The organism is Polaribacter sp. Hel1_85, assembly GCF_000766795.1.
Classification (GTDB): Bacteria; Bacteroidota; Bacteroidia; order Flavobacteriales; family Flavobacteriaceae; genus Polaribacter.
On record NZ_JPDS01000002.1, the window covers coordinates 375,169 to 391,618 of the forward strand.

Annotated in this window: 20 protein-coding genes; 4 read left to right on the forward strand and 16 right to left on the reverse strand. The window is 28.1% G+C overall.

Features of this window, described 5'->3' with window-relative positions:
• Nucleotides 1-4: 4 nt before the first annotated feature.
• Nucleotides 5-877 carry an AraC family transcriptional regulator gene (locus tag PHEL85_RS08885; protein WP_036824143.1) on the reverse strand — a complete coding sequence of 291 codons (873 nt, stop codon included), beginning with the start codon at nucleotides 875-877 and terminating at the stop codon, nucleotides 5-7.
• A 204-nt stretch (nucleotides 878-1,081) separates the two neighbouring features.
• Here PHEL85_RS08885 and PHEL85_RS08890 point away from each other — a divergent pair, with 204 nt between their 5' ends.
• The 3 genes from PHEL85_RS08890 (at nucleotide 1,082) to PHEL85_RS08900 (ending at nucleotide 3,385) form a co-directional block, all read left to right on the forward strand.
• Nucleotides 1,082-1,660 carry a hypothetical protein gene (locus PHEL85_RS08890; protein ID WP_036824146.1) on the forward strand — a complete coding sequence of 193 codons (579 nt, stop codon included), beginning with the start codon at nucleotides 1,082-1,084 and terminating at the stop codon, nucleotides 1,658-1,660.
• Nucleotides 1,661-1,938: 278 nt separating this feature from the next.
• Entirely contained in the window at nucleotides 1,939-2,523 is a 585-nt protein-coding gene (locus PHEL85_RS08895; protein ID WP_036824149.1) for a hypothetical protein, read from the forward strand.
• A 277-nt stretch (nucleotides 2,524-2,800) separates the two neighbouring features.
• Nucleotides 2,801-3,385 carry a hypothetical protein gene (locus tag PHEL85_RS08900; RefSeq protein ID WP_036824152.1) on the forward strand — a complete coding sequence of 195 codons (585 nt, stop codon included), beginning with the start codon at nucleotides 2,801-2,803 and terminating at the stop codon, nucleotides 3,383-3,385.
• An 89-nt stretch (nucleotides 3,386-3,474) separates the two neighbouring features.
• Here PHEL85_RS08900 and PHEL85_RS08905 read toward each other — a convergent pair whose 3' ends face one another.
• The 15 genes from PHEL85_RS08905 to PHEL85_RS08975 all read right to left on the reverse strand — a co-directional run bounded on the left by PHEL85_RS08905 (nucleotide 3,475) and on the right by PHEL85_RS08975 (nucleotide 15,756).
• Nucleotides 3,475-4,248 carry an enoyl-CoA hydratase/isomerase family protein gene (locus PHEL85_RS08905; RefSeq protein WP_036824154.1) on the reverse strand — a complete coding sequence of 258 codons (774 nt, stop codon included), beginning with the start codon at nucleotides 4,246-4,248 and terminating at the stop codon, nucleotides 3,475-3,477.
• Nucleotides 4,249-4,282: 34 nt separating this feature from the next.
• The gene (locus tag PHEL85_RS08910) at nucleotides 4,283-5,692 is read right to left on the reverse strand and encodes a sensor histidine kinase (protein WP_036824157.1); all 1,410 of its coding nucleotides are present in this window, start codon (nucleotides 5,690-5,692) and stop codon (nucleotides 4,283-4,285) included.
• 50 nt (nucleotides 5,693-5,742) lie between these two features.
• On the reverse strand, nucleotides 5,743-6,207 hold the full coding sequence (locus tag PHEL85_RS08915; RefSeq protein WP_036824159.1) for a hypothetical protein: 465 nt from the start codon (nucleotides 6,205-6,207) through the stop codon (nucleotides 5,743-5,745).
• Nucleotides 6,208-6,255: 48 nt separating this feature from the next.
• Complete coding sequence (locus PHEL85_RS08920; protein ID WP_036824161.1) at nucleotides 6,256-7,413, reverse strand: NTP transferase domain-containing protein; 1,158 nt, start codon at nucleotides 7,411-7,413, stop codon at nucleotides 6,256-6,258.
• 113 nt (nucleotides 7,414-7,526) lie between these two features.
• Nucleotides 7,527-8,003, reverse strand: a complete 477-nt coding sequence (moaC, locus tag PHEL85_RS08925) for a cyclic pyranopterin monophosphate synthase MoaC (RefSeq protein ID WP_036824164.1) — start codon at nucleotides 8,001-8,003, stop codon at nucleotides 7,527-7,529.
• Nucleotides 8,004-8,116: 113 nt separating this feature from the next.
• Nucleotides 8,117-8,437: a GIY-YIG nuclease family protein gene (locus PHEL85_RS08930; protein ID WP_036824167.1), complete on the reverse strand. Its 321-nt coding sequence runs from the start codon at nucleotides 8,435-8,437 to the stop codon at nucleotides 8,117-8,119.
• 247 nt (nucleotides 8,438-8,684) lie between these two features.
• Nucleotides 8,685-9,875 carry a molybdopterin molybdotransferase MoeA gene (locus tag PHEL85_RS08935; protein WP_036824170.1) on the reverse strand — a complete coding sequence of 397 codons (1,191 nt, stop codon included), beginning with the start codon at nucleotides 9,873-9,875 and terminating at the stop codon, nucleotides 8,685-8,687.
• Between the two features lie 180 nt (nucleotides 9,876-10,055).
• A complete protein-coding gene (gene moaA / locus PHEL85_RS08940; protein ID WP_081965103.1) occupies nucleotides 10,056-11,048 on the reverse strand; it encodes a GTP 3',8-cyclase MoaA in 993 nt (330 codons plus the stop codon).
• On the reverse strand, nucleotides 11,041-11,457 hold the full coding sequence (locus tag PHEL85_RS08945; RefSeq protein WP_036824174.1) for a hypothetical protein: 417 nt from the start codon (nucleotides 11,455-11,457) through the stop codon (nucleotides 11,041-11,043). Before PHEL85_RS08945 ends, moaA begins: the two co-directional genes overlap by 8 nt.
• Entirely contained in the window at nucleotides 11,457-11,870 is a 414-nt protein-coding gene (locus tag PHEL85_RS08950; RefSeq protein ID WP_036824177.1) for a DUF6691 family protein, read from the reverse strand. The genes PHEL85_RS08945 and PHEL85_RS08950 overlap by 1 nt, the downstream gene beginning before the upstream one ends.
• A 3-nt stretch (nucleotides 11,871-11,873) precedes the next feature.
• On the reverse strand, nucleotides 11,874-12,431 hold the full coding sequence (locus PHEL85_RS08955) for a YeeE/YedE family protein (protein WP_036824180.1): 558 nt from the start codon (nucleotides 12,429-12,431) through the stop codon (nucleotides 11,874-11,876).
• A 1-nt stretch (nucleotide 12,432) separates the two neighbouring features.
• Complete coding sequence (locus tag PHEL85_RS08960; protein ID WP_036824183.1) at nucleotides 12,433-13,665, reverse strand: 3-deoxy-D-manno-octulosonic acid transferase; 1,233 nt, start codon at nucleotides 13,663-13,665, stop codon at nucleotides 12,433-12,435.
• A gap of 91 nt (nucleotides 13,666-13,756) precedes the next feature.
• A complete protein-coding gene (gene rpmA, locus PHEL85_RS08965; protein ID WP_036824185.1) occupies nucleotides 13,757-14,017 on the reverse strand; it encodes a 50S ribosomal protein L27 in 261 nt (86 codons plus the stop codon).
• 40 nt (nucleotides 14,018-14,057) lie between these two features.
• Nucleotides 14,058-14,735 carry a 50S ribosomal protein L21 gene (gene rplU / locus PHEL85_RS08970; protein WP_036824188.1) on the reverse strand — a complete coding sequence of 226 codons (678 nt, stop codon included), beginning with the start codon at nucleotides 14,733-14,735 and terminating at the stop codon, nucleotides 14,058-14,060.
• A 148-nt stretch (nucleotides 14,736-14,883) separates the two neighbouring features.
• The gene (locus PHEL85_RS08975) at nucleotides 14,884-15,756 is read right to left on the reverse strand and encodes a DMT family transporter (RefSeq protein ID WP_036824190.1); all 873 of its coding nucleotides are present in this window, start codon (nucleotides 15,754-15,756) and stop codon (nucleotides 14,884-14,886) included.
• Nucleotides 15,757-15,849: 93 nt separating this feature from the next.
• On the opposite strand from PHEL85_RS08975, the gene PHEL85_RS17640 reads away from it, so the two are divergent.
• Complete coding sequence (locus tag PHEL85_RS17640) at nucleotides 15,850-16,395, forward strand: cation transporter (protein WP_081965104.1); 546 nt, start codon at nucleotides 15,850-15,852, stop codon at nucleotides 16,393-16,395.
• The last annotated feature ends 55 nt before the right edge of the window (nucleotides 16,396-16,450 follow it).

The following is a 16,450-nucleotide window of genomic DNA, read 5'->3' on the forward strand; positions in this document are numbered from 1 at the left end:
ATTATTATTGAATTAAACTCATCATTTCACTTCTATATTTTGATGCAGATTTACCAGTAAACTCTTTAAACAACTTATTAAAGTGAGAAAAGTTATTAAAACCACATTCAAAACAAATATCTGTAATACTTGTTTGACTTTCTGATAATAACTTAGTTGCATGCACAACTCTATATTCATTTACAAGCTTCGTAAAAGTTTTACCTGTTGTTTTTTTAAAAAAACGACAAAAAGCAGGAACTGTCATACTCACCAAACTAGCAATTTCGTCTAAACTAATATGCTGATTAAAGTTCTCGTTTATATGTTTAAAAATAATATCTATTTTACTACTATCTTGTGGTTGTGTTTCAAAAGCAAAACCATCTGCATTTAATAATGTATAATCTTCTGACTTAGAAAGCGTATGTAATATCTCTAATAAAATTAAAATTTGTTTGAATCCTTTTTTCTCAGAAATTTTTTCAATTTTTGGACCTAACTTTTGTTTTGTTTTCACTCCAAAAAGAATTCCCTTTTTAGCTTTTTCAAATAAAATACTAATAGGTTTCATCTCTAAAGCATCAAAAAAATCTTTTCCTAAAAAATCTGGCTTAAATTGTATTAATGTTTCAGAACCATTTGTGGTAAGCCTATCTGTAAATCCATTATGAGGCAAATTAGACCCTATTAATAATAACTGACTATTATTAAAGTAAGACAAATGATTACCAATATGTCTTTTCCCTTTACCTTTATTTACATAGACTAATTCAATTTCTGGGTGAAAATGCCAAAAAGCTTTTATCTGCTTTAAAAACTCTGTATGTTTTTTTACCAGTATAGAGCTTCCGAAATCTGGACTAATTTTTTCTAAAGTTGGTTTAACATTCATCATATTCTTATTTTAAAATCAAATTTACAACACTTAATTCGAATAAAATGTATAAAATTACCAAAATTGTATTCTATATTAACTTTACATTGTTTTAACATATAAATAACAGATAATTTAGCATATAAATGTGTCAATTCTGATGTTTTACAGTAGAAACTTCTGCCATAGATTTGCAGTGTTATTAATAGTAAAAATGACAAGAAGATGAAAACAAAAATGAAAACAATTTTATTAGTAGCATTAATGTTCGGAACATTAATTGGTTACGCAAACAACAACGACAACGAAGTTAAAGCTAAGAAAACTGTTAAAGTAGAATTTAATAATGTAAAAAAAGGACAAACTTTAACAATCAAAAGCGAAAACGGCATACAAGTATATAATCAAAAAATGAGTATTTCTGGTAACTATTCTAGAACTTTCAATTTTTCTGCTTTAGAAGATGGTATTTATACTGCTGAATTAAATAAAGCTTTTGAAATTATTATTAAAAAGTTTGCTGTAAAAAACGGTTTAGTTACTTTTTTAAACAACACTGATGTAAAAATATTTAAGCCAGTAATTAGAGCAGAAGATAATTTACTTTATATCTCTAAACTTACTTTTGATAAAGAATCTTTAGATATAACAATCTTTTATAATGATGAAGAAATTCTTTCTGAAACTGTTACAAGTGAAGAACTTTTAAATAGAGCTTACAAATTGTCTGAAAATAAAGAAGGTGACTACAAAGTTGTTGTTAATTCTGATGACAGAACGTATGTAAAAAGTTTTACAATATAAAAATTTAATTGATTGATTTGATCAAACTAGTGGTGTAGTTTGACTATAAAAGCGAGTCTCTTTGGGACTCGCTTTTCATTTGTAAAATACTTTTTTCACCAATTATACTATGCACGCGTAGTATCTAAAATTATCAACAAAATATACTATATTAACTTAACAATTAATTAATATTTAATTAACAGGTAATTTAGAGTATAAATTAACCAATTCTGATGTTTTTTAAAGTTAAATACCACTATATATTTGCAGTGTTATTAATCTTAAAATGAAAAGAAATGAGAACAACAATGAAAACAATTTTATTAGTAACATTAATGTTTGGAACATTAATTAGTTACGCAAATGAGAACACTAATACTACTAATACAGTAGATGTAAAAAGAGTAAAAGTTGAATATAAAAATGTAAAAAAAGGTCAAGCTTTTATTATTAAAGACGAGAATGGAATAATTATATTTAAACAAAAATTTCAAAGCTCTGGTACTTATTCTAAAACATTTGACTTAACCAATTTAGAAGATGGAATATATACAACAGAACTAGAAAAAGATTTTGAATATATTATTAAGAAAATTGATGTTAAGAATGGATTTGTTACTTTTTTAAAGGAAGAAACTAAAAAAGTTTTTAAACCTGTAATTAGATCTAAAGGAGATTTGTTATTAATTTCTAAAATTGCATTTAACAATCAACCTTTAAAAATAGATTTATATTATAAGGGAGATATTATTCACTCTGAAAAATTAGAAGGTAAAAATCTTGTAAACAGAGTTTACAAATTATCTGAAACCGAAAAAGGAAACTACAAAGTAGTTATCAATACAGATAATAGAACTTACGTTAAAAGTTTTAATATCTAAAAAATTAGTTAATTGTTCATCAAAACTACTGCTATATTTTGATGATAAAAGCGAGTCTCTATAGGACTCGCTTTTTATTTGTAAAATACTTTTTTCACCAATTATACTATGCATGCGTAGTATCTAAAATTATCAACAAAATATACTATATTAACTTAACAATTAATTAGTAATTAATTAACAGGTAATTTAGAATATAAATTAACCAATTCTGATGTTTTTTAAAGTTAAATACCACTATATATTTGTAGTGTTATTAATCTTAAAATGAAAAGAAATGAGAACAACAATGAAAACAATTTTATTAGTAACATTAATGTTTGGAACATTAATTAGTTACGCAAATGAGAACACTAATACTACTAATACAGTAGATGTAAAAAGAGTAAAAGTTGAATACAAAGACGTAAAGAAAGGTCAAGCTTTTATTATTAAAGACGAGAATGGAATAATTATATTTAAACAAAAATTTCAAAGCTCTGGTACTTATTCTAAAACATTTGACTTAACCAATTTAGAAGATGGGATATATACAACAGAACTAGAAAAAGACTTTGAATATATTATTAAGAAAATTGATGTTAAGAATGGATTTGTTACTTTTTTAAAGAAAGAAACTAAAAAAGTTTTTAAACCTGTAATTAGATCTAAAGGAGATTTGTTATTAATTTCTAAAATTGCATTTAACAATCAACCTTTAAAAATAGATTTATATTATAAAGGAGATATTATTCACTCTGAAAAACTAGAAGGTAAAAATATTGTAAACAGAGTTTACAAATTATCTGAAACCGAAAAAGGAAACTATAAAGTAGTTATCAATACAGATAATAGAACTTATGTTAAAAGTTTTAATATCTAAAAAATTAGTTAATTGTTCATCAAAACTACTGCTATATTTTGATGATAAAAGCGAGTCTGAATTAGACTCGCTTTTTATTTGACCTATTTTTAAAAATTAGGTTTTCTTTTACCTAAAAACGCCGAGGTTCCTTCTTTAAAATCATCTGTTCCAAAGCATTCTCCAAATTCTTCAATTTCTAAATCAAAACCATTAACACCATCTTTAAAACCAGCATTAATTGCTCTAATTGCTGCAGAAATTGCAACAGAAGAATTCCTCATAATTTTACTCGCTATTTTTTCTGCTAATGGTAATAATTCGTCTTGAGAAGTAACATGATTAACCAAACCAGCATCTTTTGCCTCTTCAGCAGAAATCATACCAGCAGTCATAATCATTTCCATTGCTTTACCTTTACCAACTAATTGTGGCAAACGTTGAGTACCTCCATAACCAGGAATAACTCCTAATGAAACTTCTGGCAATCCCATTTTTGCATTATCTGACGCAATTCTAAAATGACAAGACATTGCCAATTCTAAACCTCCTCCTAGAGCAAAACCATTAACTGCTGCAATTACTGGTGTCGCTAAATTTTCTACATAATCAAACAAAATTTCATGACCAAGTCTTGCCAAACCACCTCCTTCTTCCACAGAAAAATGAGAAAACTCAGAAATATCTGCACCTGCAACAAAGGCTTTGTCTCCACTACCAGTTAAAATAATTACTCTAACATCTTCATCATCTTCTAATGCTTCAAATGCTATATTTAACTCGTTAATTGTAGTTTTATTTAAAGCATTTAATTTTTTGGGTCTGTTAATCGTTATTTGTGCTAAACTATCTTTTTTTTGAACTAAAATATTTTCGAAATTCATTATTTATTAATTTAATTACTATTTGATAACTTTATTATTTCTTTGGTAAAACAACTGTAAAAACAGTTCCAACTCCTACTTTAGAGGTAAAAGAAATAGAACCATCATAGGCTTCAATTATATTCTTAATCATCGCTAAACCTAGTCCCATTCCACTCGTCTTTGTCGTAAACTTTGGTTCAAATATTAGATCTTTTACCTCTTCAGATATTCCTTTTCCGTTGTCAGAAACTGTAATTTTTAGGTTATTTCCTTCTGATAAAACTTTTACTTCAATTAAAGGGTTTTCTTCTTTATCTGTTGCCTGAATTGCATTTTTAACCAAATTTGTTACCACTCTAATCAACTGAGTTTTATCTAAGTTAGCATATAATTCTTTTTCTTGTGGATGATACTTTATATATTTTTCATTAAAAATATCGATCGCAAACTTAACAACACTAATAATTTCTATTTGCTCTTTCTTTTGAGTAGGCATTTTTGCAAAATCAGAAAAAGCAGAAGCTATAGAACTCATTACATCTATTTGCTGAATTAAAGTTTGGCTAAATTCTGTTAATTTTTCTTTTGCTTTTTCATCTAAAGGATTAAATTTGCGTTCAAAACTTTGAACAGTTAATCGCATAGGAGTTAATGGATTTTTAATTTCATGAGCTACCTGTTTTGCCATTTCTCTCCAAGCTTGTTCACGCTCACTTCTTGCAAGTTTAGCGGCACTTTCTCCCAATTCATCAATCATATTATTGTAAGCTTCAACTAAAATTCCAATTTCTGAACTTGCTTTACTTAAAATAATCTTTTCATTTCGTTTGTTTAAACGAGTTTGTTCCATTTTATCAGAAATGGTTTTTATGGATCTTGTAATATAACTTGATAAAAAATAAGCAATTGCGATTGCAATTAAAAACATTAAAATATATACCAAACCTAATCGCAACATAAACTCTTTTAACTCTTTTTCAATTTCTGAGTTGTCTTGCGTAAATTGTATTTCTAAAATTCCAATTCTTTTAAATTTTGGATCATGAATAAAAGAAAATGAAGATTGAAAACCGATTCCTTTCTCTTCCCTAACCTTTAAAATTTTATGATTTGAATTTTGAGACAGTTCTTTTAGAAGTTCTTGTGAAATTGGATGTGATTCTATCTTCTCAAAAGCACTTGCAATAGAAGATTTTAAAAGATTACCTTGTAAATCATAAATTGAAATATTTAGTTTATTGATAGATGATATTTCATAAATACGTTCTTGAAATATTTTAGGTAAATTTTCTGTATTTACAGGATACGTAGTCTTATTCTTTAACTCTAATTCTATGGTTTCTTTTGTAGTTGCTTCTTTACGTTCAAAACGCTGAATATTATAATCTTTTGTCTGTTCATCATATTGATAAATAGTTACCACCAATATTAATACTGATGCTAATAACACCAATAAAATCATTGATAAAAATATACGTATTCTTAAAGAAATCTTGTTAAATCTACTCAAATTTAGTCAGTTTTTATTCTCTTTGTTTCCATTGTTAATAGATCATCAAAATCTCCATCTTCATCCCAATCATATGTACTTTTTCCTATAAAACCTTCGTCAGTTTTTGTTATAAAATAACTCACTTTCATATCTCTACCTCCATAATTAAATTCTACTGTTAAAGAATCTTTTACAACATTCCACTTTCCAGTAGATTTTGAGACCTGTTCTCCTTTTTTGTTTTTAAACCAAGCAGAAAAAGTACCATCTTTATTGTATTTAGATTGCGCAACCAACGTTGGATTATTTTCAAATTTATCTTCATAAACCTGCAAAGAATCTGTTTTATTTACTGTAACCATTTCTATTTTTAGATAAGTTGTTTGCCAACTATCAACCATAAAATCTTTCGTAGAAAGTTCTGATTCACAACTCGCAAAAAGTATTCCAAATAGCGTAATAAAAAATAAAGTTTTTGTTTTCATTATAAAAAATATTTTGGAGTCTTAAAACTAGTATTTTAAGTCTCTAATTTACAATTTATTTATCTCCTTTTTAGCAATTTCAAATTCTTCTGGAGTATTAACATTTCTAATGAAAGAATCATCAATTTCAATTATTTCTACTTCAGAATTAATTAATACTTTTCTAGGACAAGAATAACCCTGGGCTAAATATTGTAATAAAATAGGATACGCCTTTGGTTCGTATACAGTAATTAATGGTTCTGGAAAATCTTTACTTTTTCCTTTTATTGCAGTTGCAACTTTACTTGGATTTCTATGTTTTAATACCAACTGAATTACTTCATCATTTACAAAAGGAACATCTGTTGCCAGCACAAACCAAGCTGAATTTGGATCTTTCTGAAATGCAGAACAAATCCCTCCAAAAGGGCCAAGGTTTAGAAAAACATCAGGAATTTCTTGAGATTTCTCGATTTCACTCGAAATGACATTCAGTTCCTCATTGTCACCTTGAGCGCAGTCGAAAGGTCTTACAGAATAAAACGTTTCTAAATTATTGTTTTCTAACAATTCTTTAGAAAATTCTTTTTGAGGTTTTCCAAAATAATTGAGCTCAGATTTATCTGTTCCCATTCTTGTACTTTTCCCTCCTACTAAAACCAATCCTTTTACAGGAGCAATTTTTTCTTGAATTAGATTATTGATGTGATTTGCAATTTGATCAATGGCATCAATTGTATAACAAGTAATGTTTTTTATCTGTGGATATTTTTCTTCTAGAAAACTAAAAAATTCAGTTTCTGAATTCAACTTTACTACAAACTGAATGCTATCTAACTGCTCTAACCTTTTTAAAACAGAAGCTTCTTTTGATTCATCTAAAATTAAAATTTGTTTTGCACCTTGGTAATGATTTCCATTGATAAAAACATAATCATATTGTGCAAATTGCAAGCGTTGTTCAAACTTGTTTATATTTCCTGATGTTGTAATTTGTAGGTTTCCTTGATGATGAAAAGTAAACTCCGACAACTTGTTTTTTGCTACATCTTTTGCATGTGAAGCATCAAAATATGCTAATTTATAGTTTGATAATTTCTCAGAAATTGTATGAACTAAATCCGAAATAACTCCACAATTTGTTCCAAGAAATGCAATTTCATTAGGAGCAAAATTATCAGTATCTCTTCTTTCTAAATTTGTATGTTTTTTGTGTTTTTTCATTTTATGCTGAATTTAATTCAGTTCAGTTATGTCATTTCGACTTTATGGAGAAATCTCATAGCTATTAAGAGATTTTTCGACTTCATTTCATTTCGCTCGAAATGACAATAAAACTATTTATTCTTAATATCCGATTTCCCTCCAGTTTTAACCAACAGTTTCACTTCTTTTATCACCATTTTTTGACTGATACTTTTACACATATCATAAATAGTTAAACAAGTAATATTTGCACCTGTTAAAGCTTCCATTTCTACACCCGTTTTACCAGTAATTGTCACTTTACATAAAACTTCTATATTTTCAGAATCAATAATATTAATATCAACATCTACTCCATTAATTAATAAAGGATGACACATTGGTATTAATTCTGATGTTTTTTTTACACCTTGAATTCCTGCAATAATTGCCGTTTGAAAAACAGGTCCTTTTTTAGTGATTAACTCATCATTTGTAAAATGAGCAATTACTTCTTTTCCTAAAAACATGGTTGCTTTTGCAATGGCAGTTCTTTTGGTAATTTTCTTATCAGAAACATTTACCATTTTAGGGTTTCCTTTTTTGTTGATGTGTGAAAAATCGCTCATATTTTCTTTAAGTGTTCTCGATACAATTTCTATGGAAAATCGAAATCACTCGAACTGACAACCACTAGGTTCAAACTAGATAACACAATGTCACTTCGAGTGAAATTCTTTTTTCAATAATTTTGTATCGAGAAGATTTTTAACTTTTTAAATTTCTTCTTTGCTAAATTAGGAAGTTTTTCATACTCATCATTAATCAAAGCTTCTTTTTTAACTTTCGACCATTTTTTTATTCTCTTTTCCCAATCAATTGCAAATCCTACATCAGAAAATTCTGCATAAAAAACTAATTCTAAAGGTCTTCTTTTATGAGTATAACTTTCTTGGTATTTTCCTTGTTGATGCTCAAAAAACCTTTTTTCTAAATTTGATATAAATCCTGTATAGTATGTATTATCGGAACATTTTAAAATATAGAGATAGTAGATTTTCATTTTTGAAATTTTAAAATGTTCTCGATACAAATTTTTTCGTTCCTCACAAATTCACTTCTACTAACAGAATATTTTCACTATTATTCATAATTAATTACGCATTGTCACTTCGAGTGAAATTCTTTTTTCAAGAATTTTGTATCGAGAAATTTTATGTTTTTCTAACGTGTTCTCGATACAATTTTTCTTCCTCTGTCAGAAAAATCACTCGAACTGACAGTGTGTTAGCTAGTTTATATAAACTGAACTATCTATATCTTATAATAGGAAAATTCTCTCCTTTTTTAAATTCTGTTTCTTCTGTTTTTGGTAATTGAATAAAAGCATCAGCGTTTACCAAACTTGCTAAATCCCCAGAACCATTTCCTTTAATTGGAGTTGCAACTAAATGTCCGAATTTATAATCTAATTGTACTTGTAAATAGTAGGTTAAATTAGGTTTAAAAGTTACATCTGCATTTAAAATTGCAGTTTCTTTTTTGGATTCCAATCCTACAGATTTGTAATACCAAGGATAAAAATACGCTAAACAATTTACAAAAGTTGAAATTGGATTTCCTGGAAATCCGAAGATATTACAATCACTCGTTTTTCCGTAGAAAAAAGGTTTTCCTGGTCTTTGAGTTACTTTATGAAACAATTTTTCTACTCCTAATTCCTCAAAAACTTCTGGTAAAAAATCGTATTTACCTTTACTAACTGCTCCACTAAAAAGCAAAACATCATATTCTTGTAAATACGCTTCAATTTTAGATTTTAAAATGGATTTATCATCTGTAATATGTGCAATTTCTGAAGGAATATGTAATCTTTCTAACAATGAAACCAATGTAAAAACATTGCTTCTTCTTATTTGATGTTCTAACGGAATTTCATCTACGCCAACCAATTCATCACCTGTAGAAACAATCATAACTTTTGGTTGCTTTGCAACTTTTACAAACGATTTTCCAACAGTTGCTAAAACACCAATTTCTGCCGCAGAAATTATTGTGTTTTCTTCTATTAAAACATCACCAACTTTACCATCTTTTCCTTTGTTATGAACATTCTGACAAGCGTTAATTTCATCAACAGTAATAATTGCAATTCCTTTTTTTATAATTACATCTTCATAACGAATTACAGTATCACAATTATTTGGTAAAACAGCTCCTGTCATCACTTCAATACAATTATCTGAATTTTGAAGTGTAATTTGTTTACTTCCTGCAGCTTGAATTCCTTCTATTTTAAAATCTCTTTGTCTGTTTTTAAAGTACGAATAGTTGATTGCAATTCCATCCATAGAAACTCTATTAAATGGAGGAAAATCTCTATCTGCAGTAATTTCTTCTTTTAAAATTCTACCGACAGATTTTATAAACGGAATTTCTTCAACTCCAAAATTTTGGGTTGAGTTTAAAACGGTTTCTAAAGCTTTTTCTACTGAAATCATTTGTTAAAAACGTTTAATTGTTTATATGTTTAACTGTGTAATTGTCATCATTAAATAACTATTTTAGAAACTTGTATTCTAATTTTAGATTCCTGCCTGCGCAGGAATGACAAACAGAATTTTAGAAAATTATTTTAACACAAGAGTATTTCTTCCCTTTGGGAAGATTAAGATGGGCTTCTATCCTCCAATTGTACTCATACTTTCAGAAGCGCCACCATATTTTCTGTTTGCTTCTGCAATAAAACCATTTTCTGGTTTTTGTTTTACTAAACCTAAGAAAAGTTCTTTTAAATCATCATTAGAAGCTCCTTTTCTAATAAAATCTCTTAGGTTAAAAACACCATCATCAAACAAACAATTTTTAAATGTTCCTGTAGATGTAATTCTAATTCGGTTACAATCATTACAAATTGTTCTTGTAAATGCAGGAATTATCCCAACGGTTCCTAAATGATTATCAATAGCATAATTTCTAGAAGTCGATGATTTTTCTGATTGTTTTTCTGATACATCAAACTCCGTTTTAATCTCGTTTAATATCTTTTTGAAAGTCCAATTTTCTTGCATTTCACGTTGCCCTTTTCCATTAAAAGGCATTTCCTCAATAAAACGCACATCCACTTTTTTATCTTTTGTCAATCTTACAAAATCAACAATTTCATCCGTATTAAAACCAGATTGTACAACTACATTCAGTTTTAGGTTTAAACTACTTTTCTCGAGTAATTCAAAGGTTTTATAAACTTCCGGATAAACATCTCTACGTGTAATTTTCGCAAATTTTTCTCTATCTAAACTATCTATACTTAAGTTGATGTTTTTTACTTTCTCTAGTTTTTCAATTGTAGCAATATGTTTAGAAATTAATGCACCATTTGTGGTTATGTTAATAGCGTCTAACAAATCGTTATAAGACAACATTTCTAAAAAACCCACAAAATCTTTACGTACAAAAGGTTCTCCACCTGTTAAACGAACTTTATTTACGCCCAACTCTGTTAACACACGAATTAAACGATACATTTCTTTATAAGTAAGTAGCTCTTGCCTTTCAACAATTTTTATTCCTTGAGCAGGCATACAATATTGGCAACGTAAATTACAACGATCAGTAACTGCTAATCGCACATATTCCATTTGTCGCCCAAAATTGTCTACTAGTTTACTCATTAAAAGGTTTTAAATCTGGTAGTAAAATATGTTGTTTTGCTTCAATTGACGTAAAAACATCACCAGAATAATATGTTGCTATAATTTCTTTAAAATTACTTTTTAATTGTGAGAATTCATTGATAAAATCTTGAAAATCGTATGCATCAGATTTTTCAATAAAATGATTTATTATCTGAATAGAAGCAAACGTTACAGTTGCATTGTATTTACCTTCTGCATTGTATTTATTTGCAAAGTCCTGCAATTGCTTGCTGTACTTTTCTAATGCAATTTCTTTTCCATATTTAGTTATATAAATCCATGCTAAACGTAAATGAGCTTCATGAGAAAACCATAAAGGTCTAAATTTATTTGAACTAAATTGCTCTTCAAATTCAGTGTCAGAAATTTTCCAATGACGCTCCATTAATCTGGTAATTTCTTACTTAGTAATCCGTAAATAAAAGCACCAATTATTGCGCCAAAAAGCACAATTAAAATAGCAAAAGCTCCATGACCTGCTAAAACAAACATTGGCCCTGGACAAGCACCAGATAATGCCCAACCTAATCCAAAAATGGTTCCACCAACAAGTGTTCTTATAAAACCTTTGTCTTTGTCTTTAACTACAATTTTATTTCCTAAATAATCTTTAATAACACCTTTCTTAAAAAGCTGCATACATACAATCCCTAATACAACTGCACTTCCAATAACTCCAAACATATGAAAAGATTGAAACTTAAACATTTCGTAAATTCTATACCAAGAAACTACTTCTGTTTTACTCAAAATAATACCGAATAAAACTCCTACAATTAAAAATTTAATGTTTTTCATTTTCTAAAATATTAAGGGTATTATAAACCAAGTCATTATTAAACCACCAATAAAAAAACCAATTGTTGCTACTAAAGATGGTAATTGCAAATTACTTAAACCTGTAATTGCATGACCAGAAGTACAACCACCAGCATAACGTGTTCCAAAACCAATTAAGATTCCTGCACCAATTAAAATTAGAAACCCTTTTATAGAAAGTAAGTTTTCTAAACTAAAAATTTCTTCTGGCAGATAACTATTTCCTGCATTAGCAAAACCTAAATCTGCCAATTCTTTAACAGTTGTTGGATTTAAATCTATTGCTTGAGTTTTCATTAAAAATTCTGAAGAAATAAAACCTCCAATTATAATACCAACTACAAAGAACAAACTCCATTTTCTTTCTTTTAAATCTACCTTAAAATAATCTGAAAACCTTGCAGCTCCACCAATTGTACAAAACGTTTCTAAACTTCTAGAAACGCCAAAAACTTTTCCGAAATAGAAAGTTAAAAATAGTACAAATGCTATTAACGGCCCTCCTACATACCAAGGCCAAGGTTGTGTTATAAACTCCATTTTATAATTTATTATTTAAATAATTCATAATTAATTTTGTTGCACCCAAGTTATCTTTAATATATCTTTTATTGATAACTCCAGTTAATTTTCTAAAATTTTCATCTTCTTTTAGTTTGATGAAATTCGCTGTAAATTCTTGTTGATTTTTTATTGATAAACAACCACCAATTTTTACCAAATCTACAGCTTCTTTAAATTTGTCGTATTTATTTCCAATCACTACAGGAATTCCAAAAGTTGCAGGTTCTAAAATATTATGCAAACCTGTTTTTAAACCTCCACCAACATAAGCAACATCTGCAGCTGCATAAATTTTGGTTAGAATTCCAATAGTATCAATTATAAAAACAGTGTATTCTGCCAAATTTTTATCCTCTTTATCTGAAAATAAAACCGTTTTTTTGTTGATAGAATTCTGTAATTCTAAAATTACGTCTTGTTTAATATTATGAGGAGCAATAATAAATTTTTCTTTTTCTGAAGCATTATTATTAATATAGTTTACCAATAAAGTTTCATCTTCTTGCCAAGTACTTCCTGCTACAATTGTGTATTGATTGTTTTTAAATTGATCAATAAAATCTAGTGTATTATCTTGTTCTAAAATCTTCGAAACTCTATCGAAACGCGTGTCTCCTGCAATTGTAACATTCTCAAAATTAATAGAATTCAATAATTCTTTAGAATTTTCATCTTGCACAAAAAAGTGATGAAAAGCTTTTAAAGAATCTCTCATAAAACCTCCATAATTTTTAAAGAAAAGTTGTTTTTCTCTTAAAATTCCTGAAACTAAAATTGTTGGAATTTCATTTCGTTTTAATTCGTTTAAAATATTTGGCCAAAACTCATACTTTATAAAAATCGCAAATTGTGGATTTACTTCTTTTATGAATTTTCTTGCGTTTGATTTCGAATCTAAAGGCAAGTAACAAATTACATCTGCTAAATCGTAACCTTTTCTAATCTCATATCCTGAAGGTGAAAAAAACGTAACTAAAATTTTATACGAAGGGTACTTTTCCTTTATTTCTTCAATGATAGGTCTTGCTTGCTCAAACTCGCCTAAAGATGCTGTGTGAAACCAAATAGTTTTTGATTTTTTTAATTCAGAAATTTTAGAAAACGTTTCATTTCTTCCTTTAACAAATAATTTTATTTTTTTATCAAACAACGCAATTATTGGCAACAATAGAGAAGTAATAAAAACGACAAAATTGTATAAAAATTTCATAACTGCAAAAGTACGAATTCAACCTAAATAAGAAGCATAAAAAAACGCTCAAACATTGTTTGAGCGTTTTAAAAATTATAATCTTGATTTCTTAAACTTCAAAAGGAGTTATAGAAACATAAGATCTGTTGTCTTTTTTCTTACGGAATTCTACAACACCATCAACTTTTGCATGTAAAGTATGATCTTTACCCATGTAAACGTTTTCTCCTGGATTGTGAGTTGTTCCTCTTTGACGAACAATAATGTTACCTGCAATTGCAGCTTGTCCTCCAAATATTTTTACACCTAGTCGTTTCGATTCTGATTCTCTACCATTCTTCGAACTACCTACACCTTTTTTATGTGCCATGTTATTGAGTTTTTATAGGTTAAAGTTAAATCTTTAGGAATTATTTTTCAATACCTCCGTCTAATCTATCTTGTAATTCTTTTAATTCATCCCACTTACCTTCAGCAGCTAAACCAGCTTGCTTTGGCCATGTAGTTGTTACTAAATGAGATAATCTAGAACTTGCTTCAGTTAAGATTTCACTCAATTTTGCTGGATCTGCTTTTGCTACTTTTGCAAAAGTATTTAAACCTGCATTTACTAAAGCTTCAGCAGCTTTAGGTCCTGCACCTTCAATTTTCTTTAAATCATCTGCTTTAGCAGCTTTTTTTGGAGCAACTTTTTTCGGAGCCGCTTTTGCTTTTGGAGCAGCTACTTTAGCTTCTTCCTTTTTAGGAGCAGCTTTTTTAGTTGCTTTTTTAGCACCAGAAGCAGCAATAGATTCAATAAGAATCTCACTTAAATACTGTCTGTGTCCGTTTTTCTTAATGTAACCTTTTCTTCTTTTCTTTTTGAAAACGATTACTTTATCACCTTTTAAGTGACTTAAAATTTGAGCTGTTACTGAAGCTCCTTCTATAGCTGGGGCGCCAATTGTAACGTTACCTTTTTCGTCAAGTAAAAGTACATTGTCAAAAGTAACTTTTGATCCTACTTCTCCTTGTAAACGATGAACGTATACTTTTTGGTCTTTTGCAACTTTAAACTGCTGCCCTGCCATCTCTACGATTGCGTACATACTATTTGTTTTGCGTATTATTACTAATTAGTTTGCATTAACTAAACGAAAATGCGGGTGCAAATATACATCTTTTTTAGAATGTACCAATATTGTTTTGATAAATAATTCTATCAAAATCAAGGTAATACCAGCTTTTATTAAAAAACTACTTTGCTTTATTCACCAAATAAACTCCAAAGAGTATAATAACTCCTGCAAAAAGCTGAATTAAACTTAGTTTTTCTCCATCAATAATCCCCCAAAAAACTGCTACAATAGGGATTAAATATGTTACAGATGATGAAAAAATTGGATTAGAAATATGTACCAACTTGTTAAACATTGTTTTTGCAATTCCTGTACCAACAATAGAAAGAATTGCAATATAACCTAAAGATTCTAAACCTGTTTCTGTCGCTTTAAATGAAGTGAAAAAATCTGTAAATCCTAAAACAATAATTGCAGGTATTATCAACAATAAAAAATTACCAGTTGTTATAGCCAAAGCATCTAAATCAGATAAATACTTTTTTACAATATTTACGTTAAAAGCATATCCAACTGAAGCTATTAAAACTAATAATGCGTACCAATAATTTTGATTTGGATTTAAATCTGCTCCTTTTAAAATCAATATTAAAGTACCTACTAAACCAATTAAGATTCCTAAAAACTGCTTTTTCTTAAATGAAAAACCAAAAACTAAAGCTCCAAAAATAAATGTATTAAAAGGTGTAAATGAATTTAAAATTGAAACAATAGAACTATCAATACCTAAAATTGCATACGAAAACAGAAATACTGGAATAAAAGTTCCCAAAAGCGCAGTGTAAACAATATAAATCCAATGTTTTTTCTGAATTTTTTTTATGCTCTTAAAACCAATTAACAATAAGAATAAGGCAGTAAAAATCATTCTTAAAGCACCTAACTGAATAGGACTTACACCCAATAAAGCCTTCTTCATCAAAATAAAAGAACTACCCCAAACTATTGAAAGCACAATAAGATAAAACCATTTTTGTTGCTGATTATTCATTTATTATAAATATTTTGAGCAAAAATCCGATAAAAGTTTAAATATCAATCGTTTTATTAATAAATTTGTATAATAATCTTATAACTAATAATAATGAAAATTCAAAAAATATTATTTTCTGTTGCAATTGCTTTATTTATATTAACTGGATGCAAAACTGAAGCAAAAAAGGAAGTATTACCTGTAAAAAAAGAAAATGTTTCTTTAGCTATTTCTGGAATGACTTGCGAAATAGGTTGTGCTAAAACAATTCAATCTAAATTATCTAAAAAAGAAGGTGTTTTAGATGCTAAAGTTATTTTTACTGATAGCATTGCTAATATTGAATTTGATGCAAATAAAACTTCTAAAAAAGACTTAGTTGCTTTTGTAGACGGAATTGCAGGAGGAGAATTATACAAAGCTTCTGTTACTTCTAAAAAAGATGGTGCTAAATGCTCTGCAGCTTGTAAAGAAAAATGCAAAACTAAAGACGGAGCAAAAAAAGAGTGTACAGCAGGTAAAAAGTGTGAGACTAAAAAACAATGCAAGCCTGATTGCAAAAAAGCTTGTTGCTCTGCTAATAAAAATGGTGATACAAAAACAGCCTGTAAAAAGGATTGTAAAAAAGCATGTTGTGCTGATAAAAATAAAGCATAATACATACTCTTTTAATAAAAAAAAGCTGAATCTTAATAATTAAGATTCAGCTTTT

Coding starts and splice junctions, on each gene's coding strand:
- PHEL85_RS08885 (WP_036824143.1), bottom strand. CDS start 877: ATGATGAATGTTAAACCAACTTTAGAAAAAATTAGTCCAGATTTCGGA.
- PHEL85_RS08890 (WP_036824146.1), top strand. CDS start 1,082: ATGAAAACAAAAATGAAAACAATTTTATTAGTAGCATTAATGTTCGGA.
- PHEL85_RS08895 (WP_036824149.1), top strand. CDS start 1,939: ATGAGAACAACAATGAAAACAATTTTATTAGTAACATTAATGTTTGGA.
- PHEL85_RS08900 (WP_036824152.1), top strand. CDS start 2,801: ATGAGAACAACAATGAAAACAATTTTATTAGTAACATTAATGTTTGGA.
- PHEL85_RS08905 (WP_036824154.1), bottom strand. CDS start 4,248: ATGAATTTCGAAAATATTTTAGTTCAAAAAAAAGATAGTTTAGCACAA.
- PHEL85_RS08910 (WP_036824157.1), bottom strand. CDS start 5,692: ATGATTTTATTGGTGTTATTAGCATCAGTATTAATATTGGTGGTAACT.
- PHEL85_RS08915 (WP_036824159.1), bottom strand. CDS start 6,207: ATGAAAACAAAAACTTTATTTTTTATTACGCTATTTGGAATACTTTTT.
- PHEL85_RS08920 (WP_036824161.1), bottom strand. CDS start 7,413: ATGAAAAAACACAAAAAACATACAAATTTAGAAAGAAGAGATACTGAT.
- moaC (WP_036824164.1), bottom strand. CDS start 8,003: ATGAGCGATTTTTCACACATCAACAAAAAAGGAAACCCTAAAATGGTA.
- PHEL85_RS08930 (WP_036824167.1), bottom strand. CDS start 8,437: ATGAAAATCTACTATCTCTATATTTTAAAATGTTCCGATAATACATAC.
- PHEL85_RS08935 (WP_036824170.1), bottom strand. CDS start 9,875: ATGATTTCAGTAGAAAAAGCTTTAGAAACCGTTTTAAACTCAACCCAA.
- moaA (WP_081965103.1), bottom strand. CDS start 11,048: ATGAGTAAACTAGTAGACAATTTTGGGCGACAAATGGAATATGTGCGA.
- PHEL85_RS08945 (WP_036824174.1), bottom strand. CDS start 11,457: ATGGAGCGTCATTGGAAAATTTCTGACACTGAATTTGAAGAGCAATTT.
- PHEL85_RS08950 (WP_036824177.1), bottom strand. CDS start 11,870: ATGAAAAACATTAAATTTTTAATTGTAGGAGTTTTATTCGGTATTATT.
- PHEL85_RS08955 (WP_036824180.1), bottom strand. CDS start 12,431: ATGGAGTTTATAACACAACCTTGGCCTTGGTATGTAGGAGGGCCGTTA.
- PHEL85_RS08960 (WP_036824183.1), bottom strand. CDS start 13,665: ATGAAATTTTTATACAATTTTGTCGTTTTTATTACTTCTCTATTGTTG.
- rpmA (WP_036824185.1), bottom strand. CDS start 14,017: ATGGCACATAAAAAAGGTGTAGGTAGTTCGAAGAATGGTAGAGAATCA.
- rplU (WP_036824188.1), bottom strand. CDS start 14,735: ATGTACGCAATCGTAGAGATGGCAGGGCAGCAGTTTAAAGTTGCAAAA.
- PHEL85_RS08975 (WP_036824190.1), bottom strand. CDS start 15,756: ATGAATAATCAGCAACAAAAATGGTTTTATCTTATTGTGCTTTCAATA.
- PHEL85_RS17640 (WP_081965104.1), top strand. CDS start 15,850: ATGAAAATTCAAAAAATATTATTTTCTGTTGCAATTGCTTTATTTATA.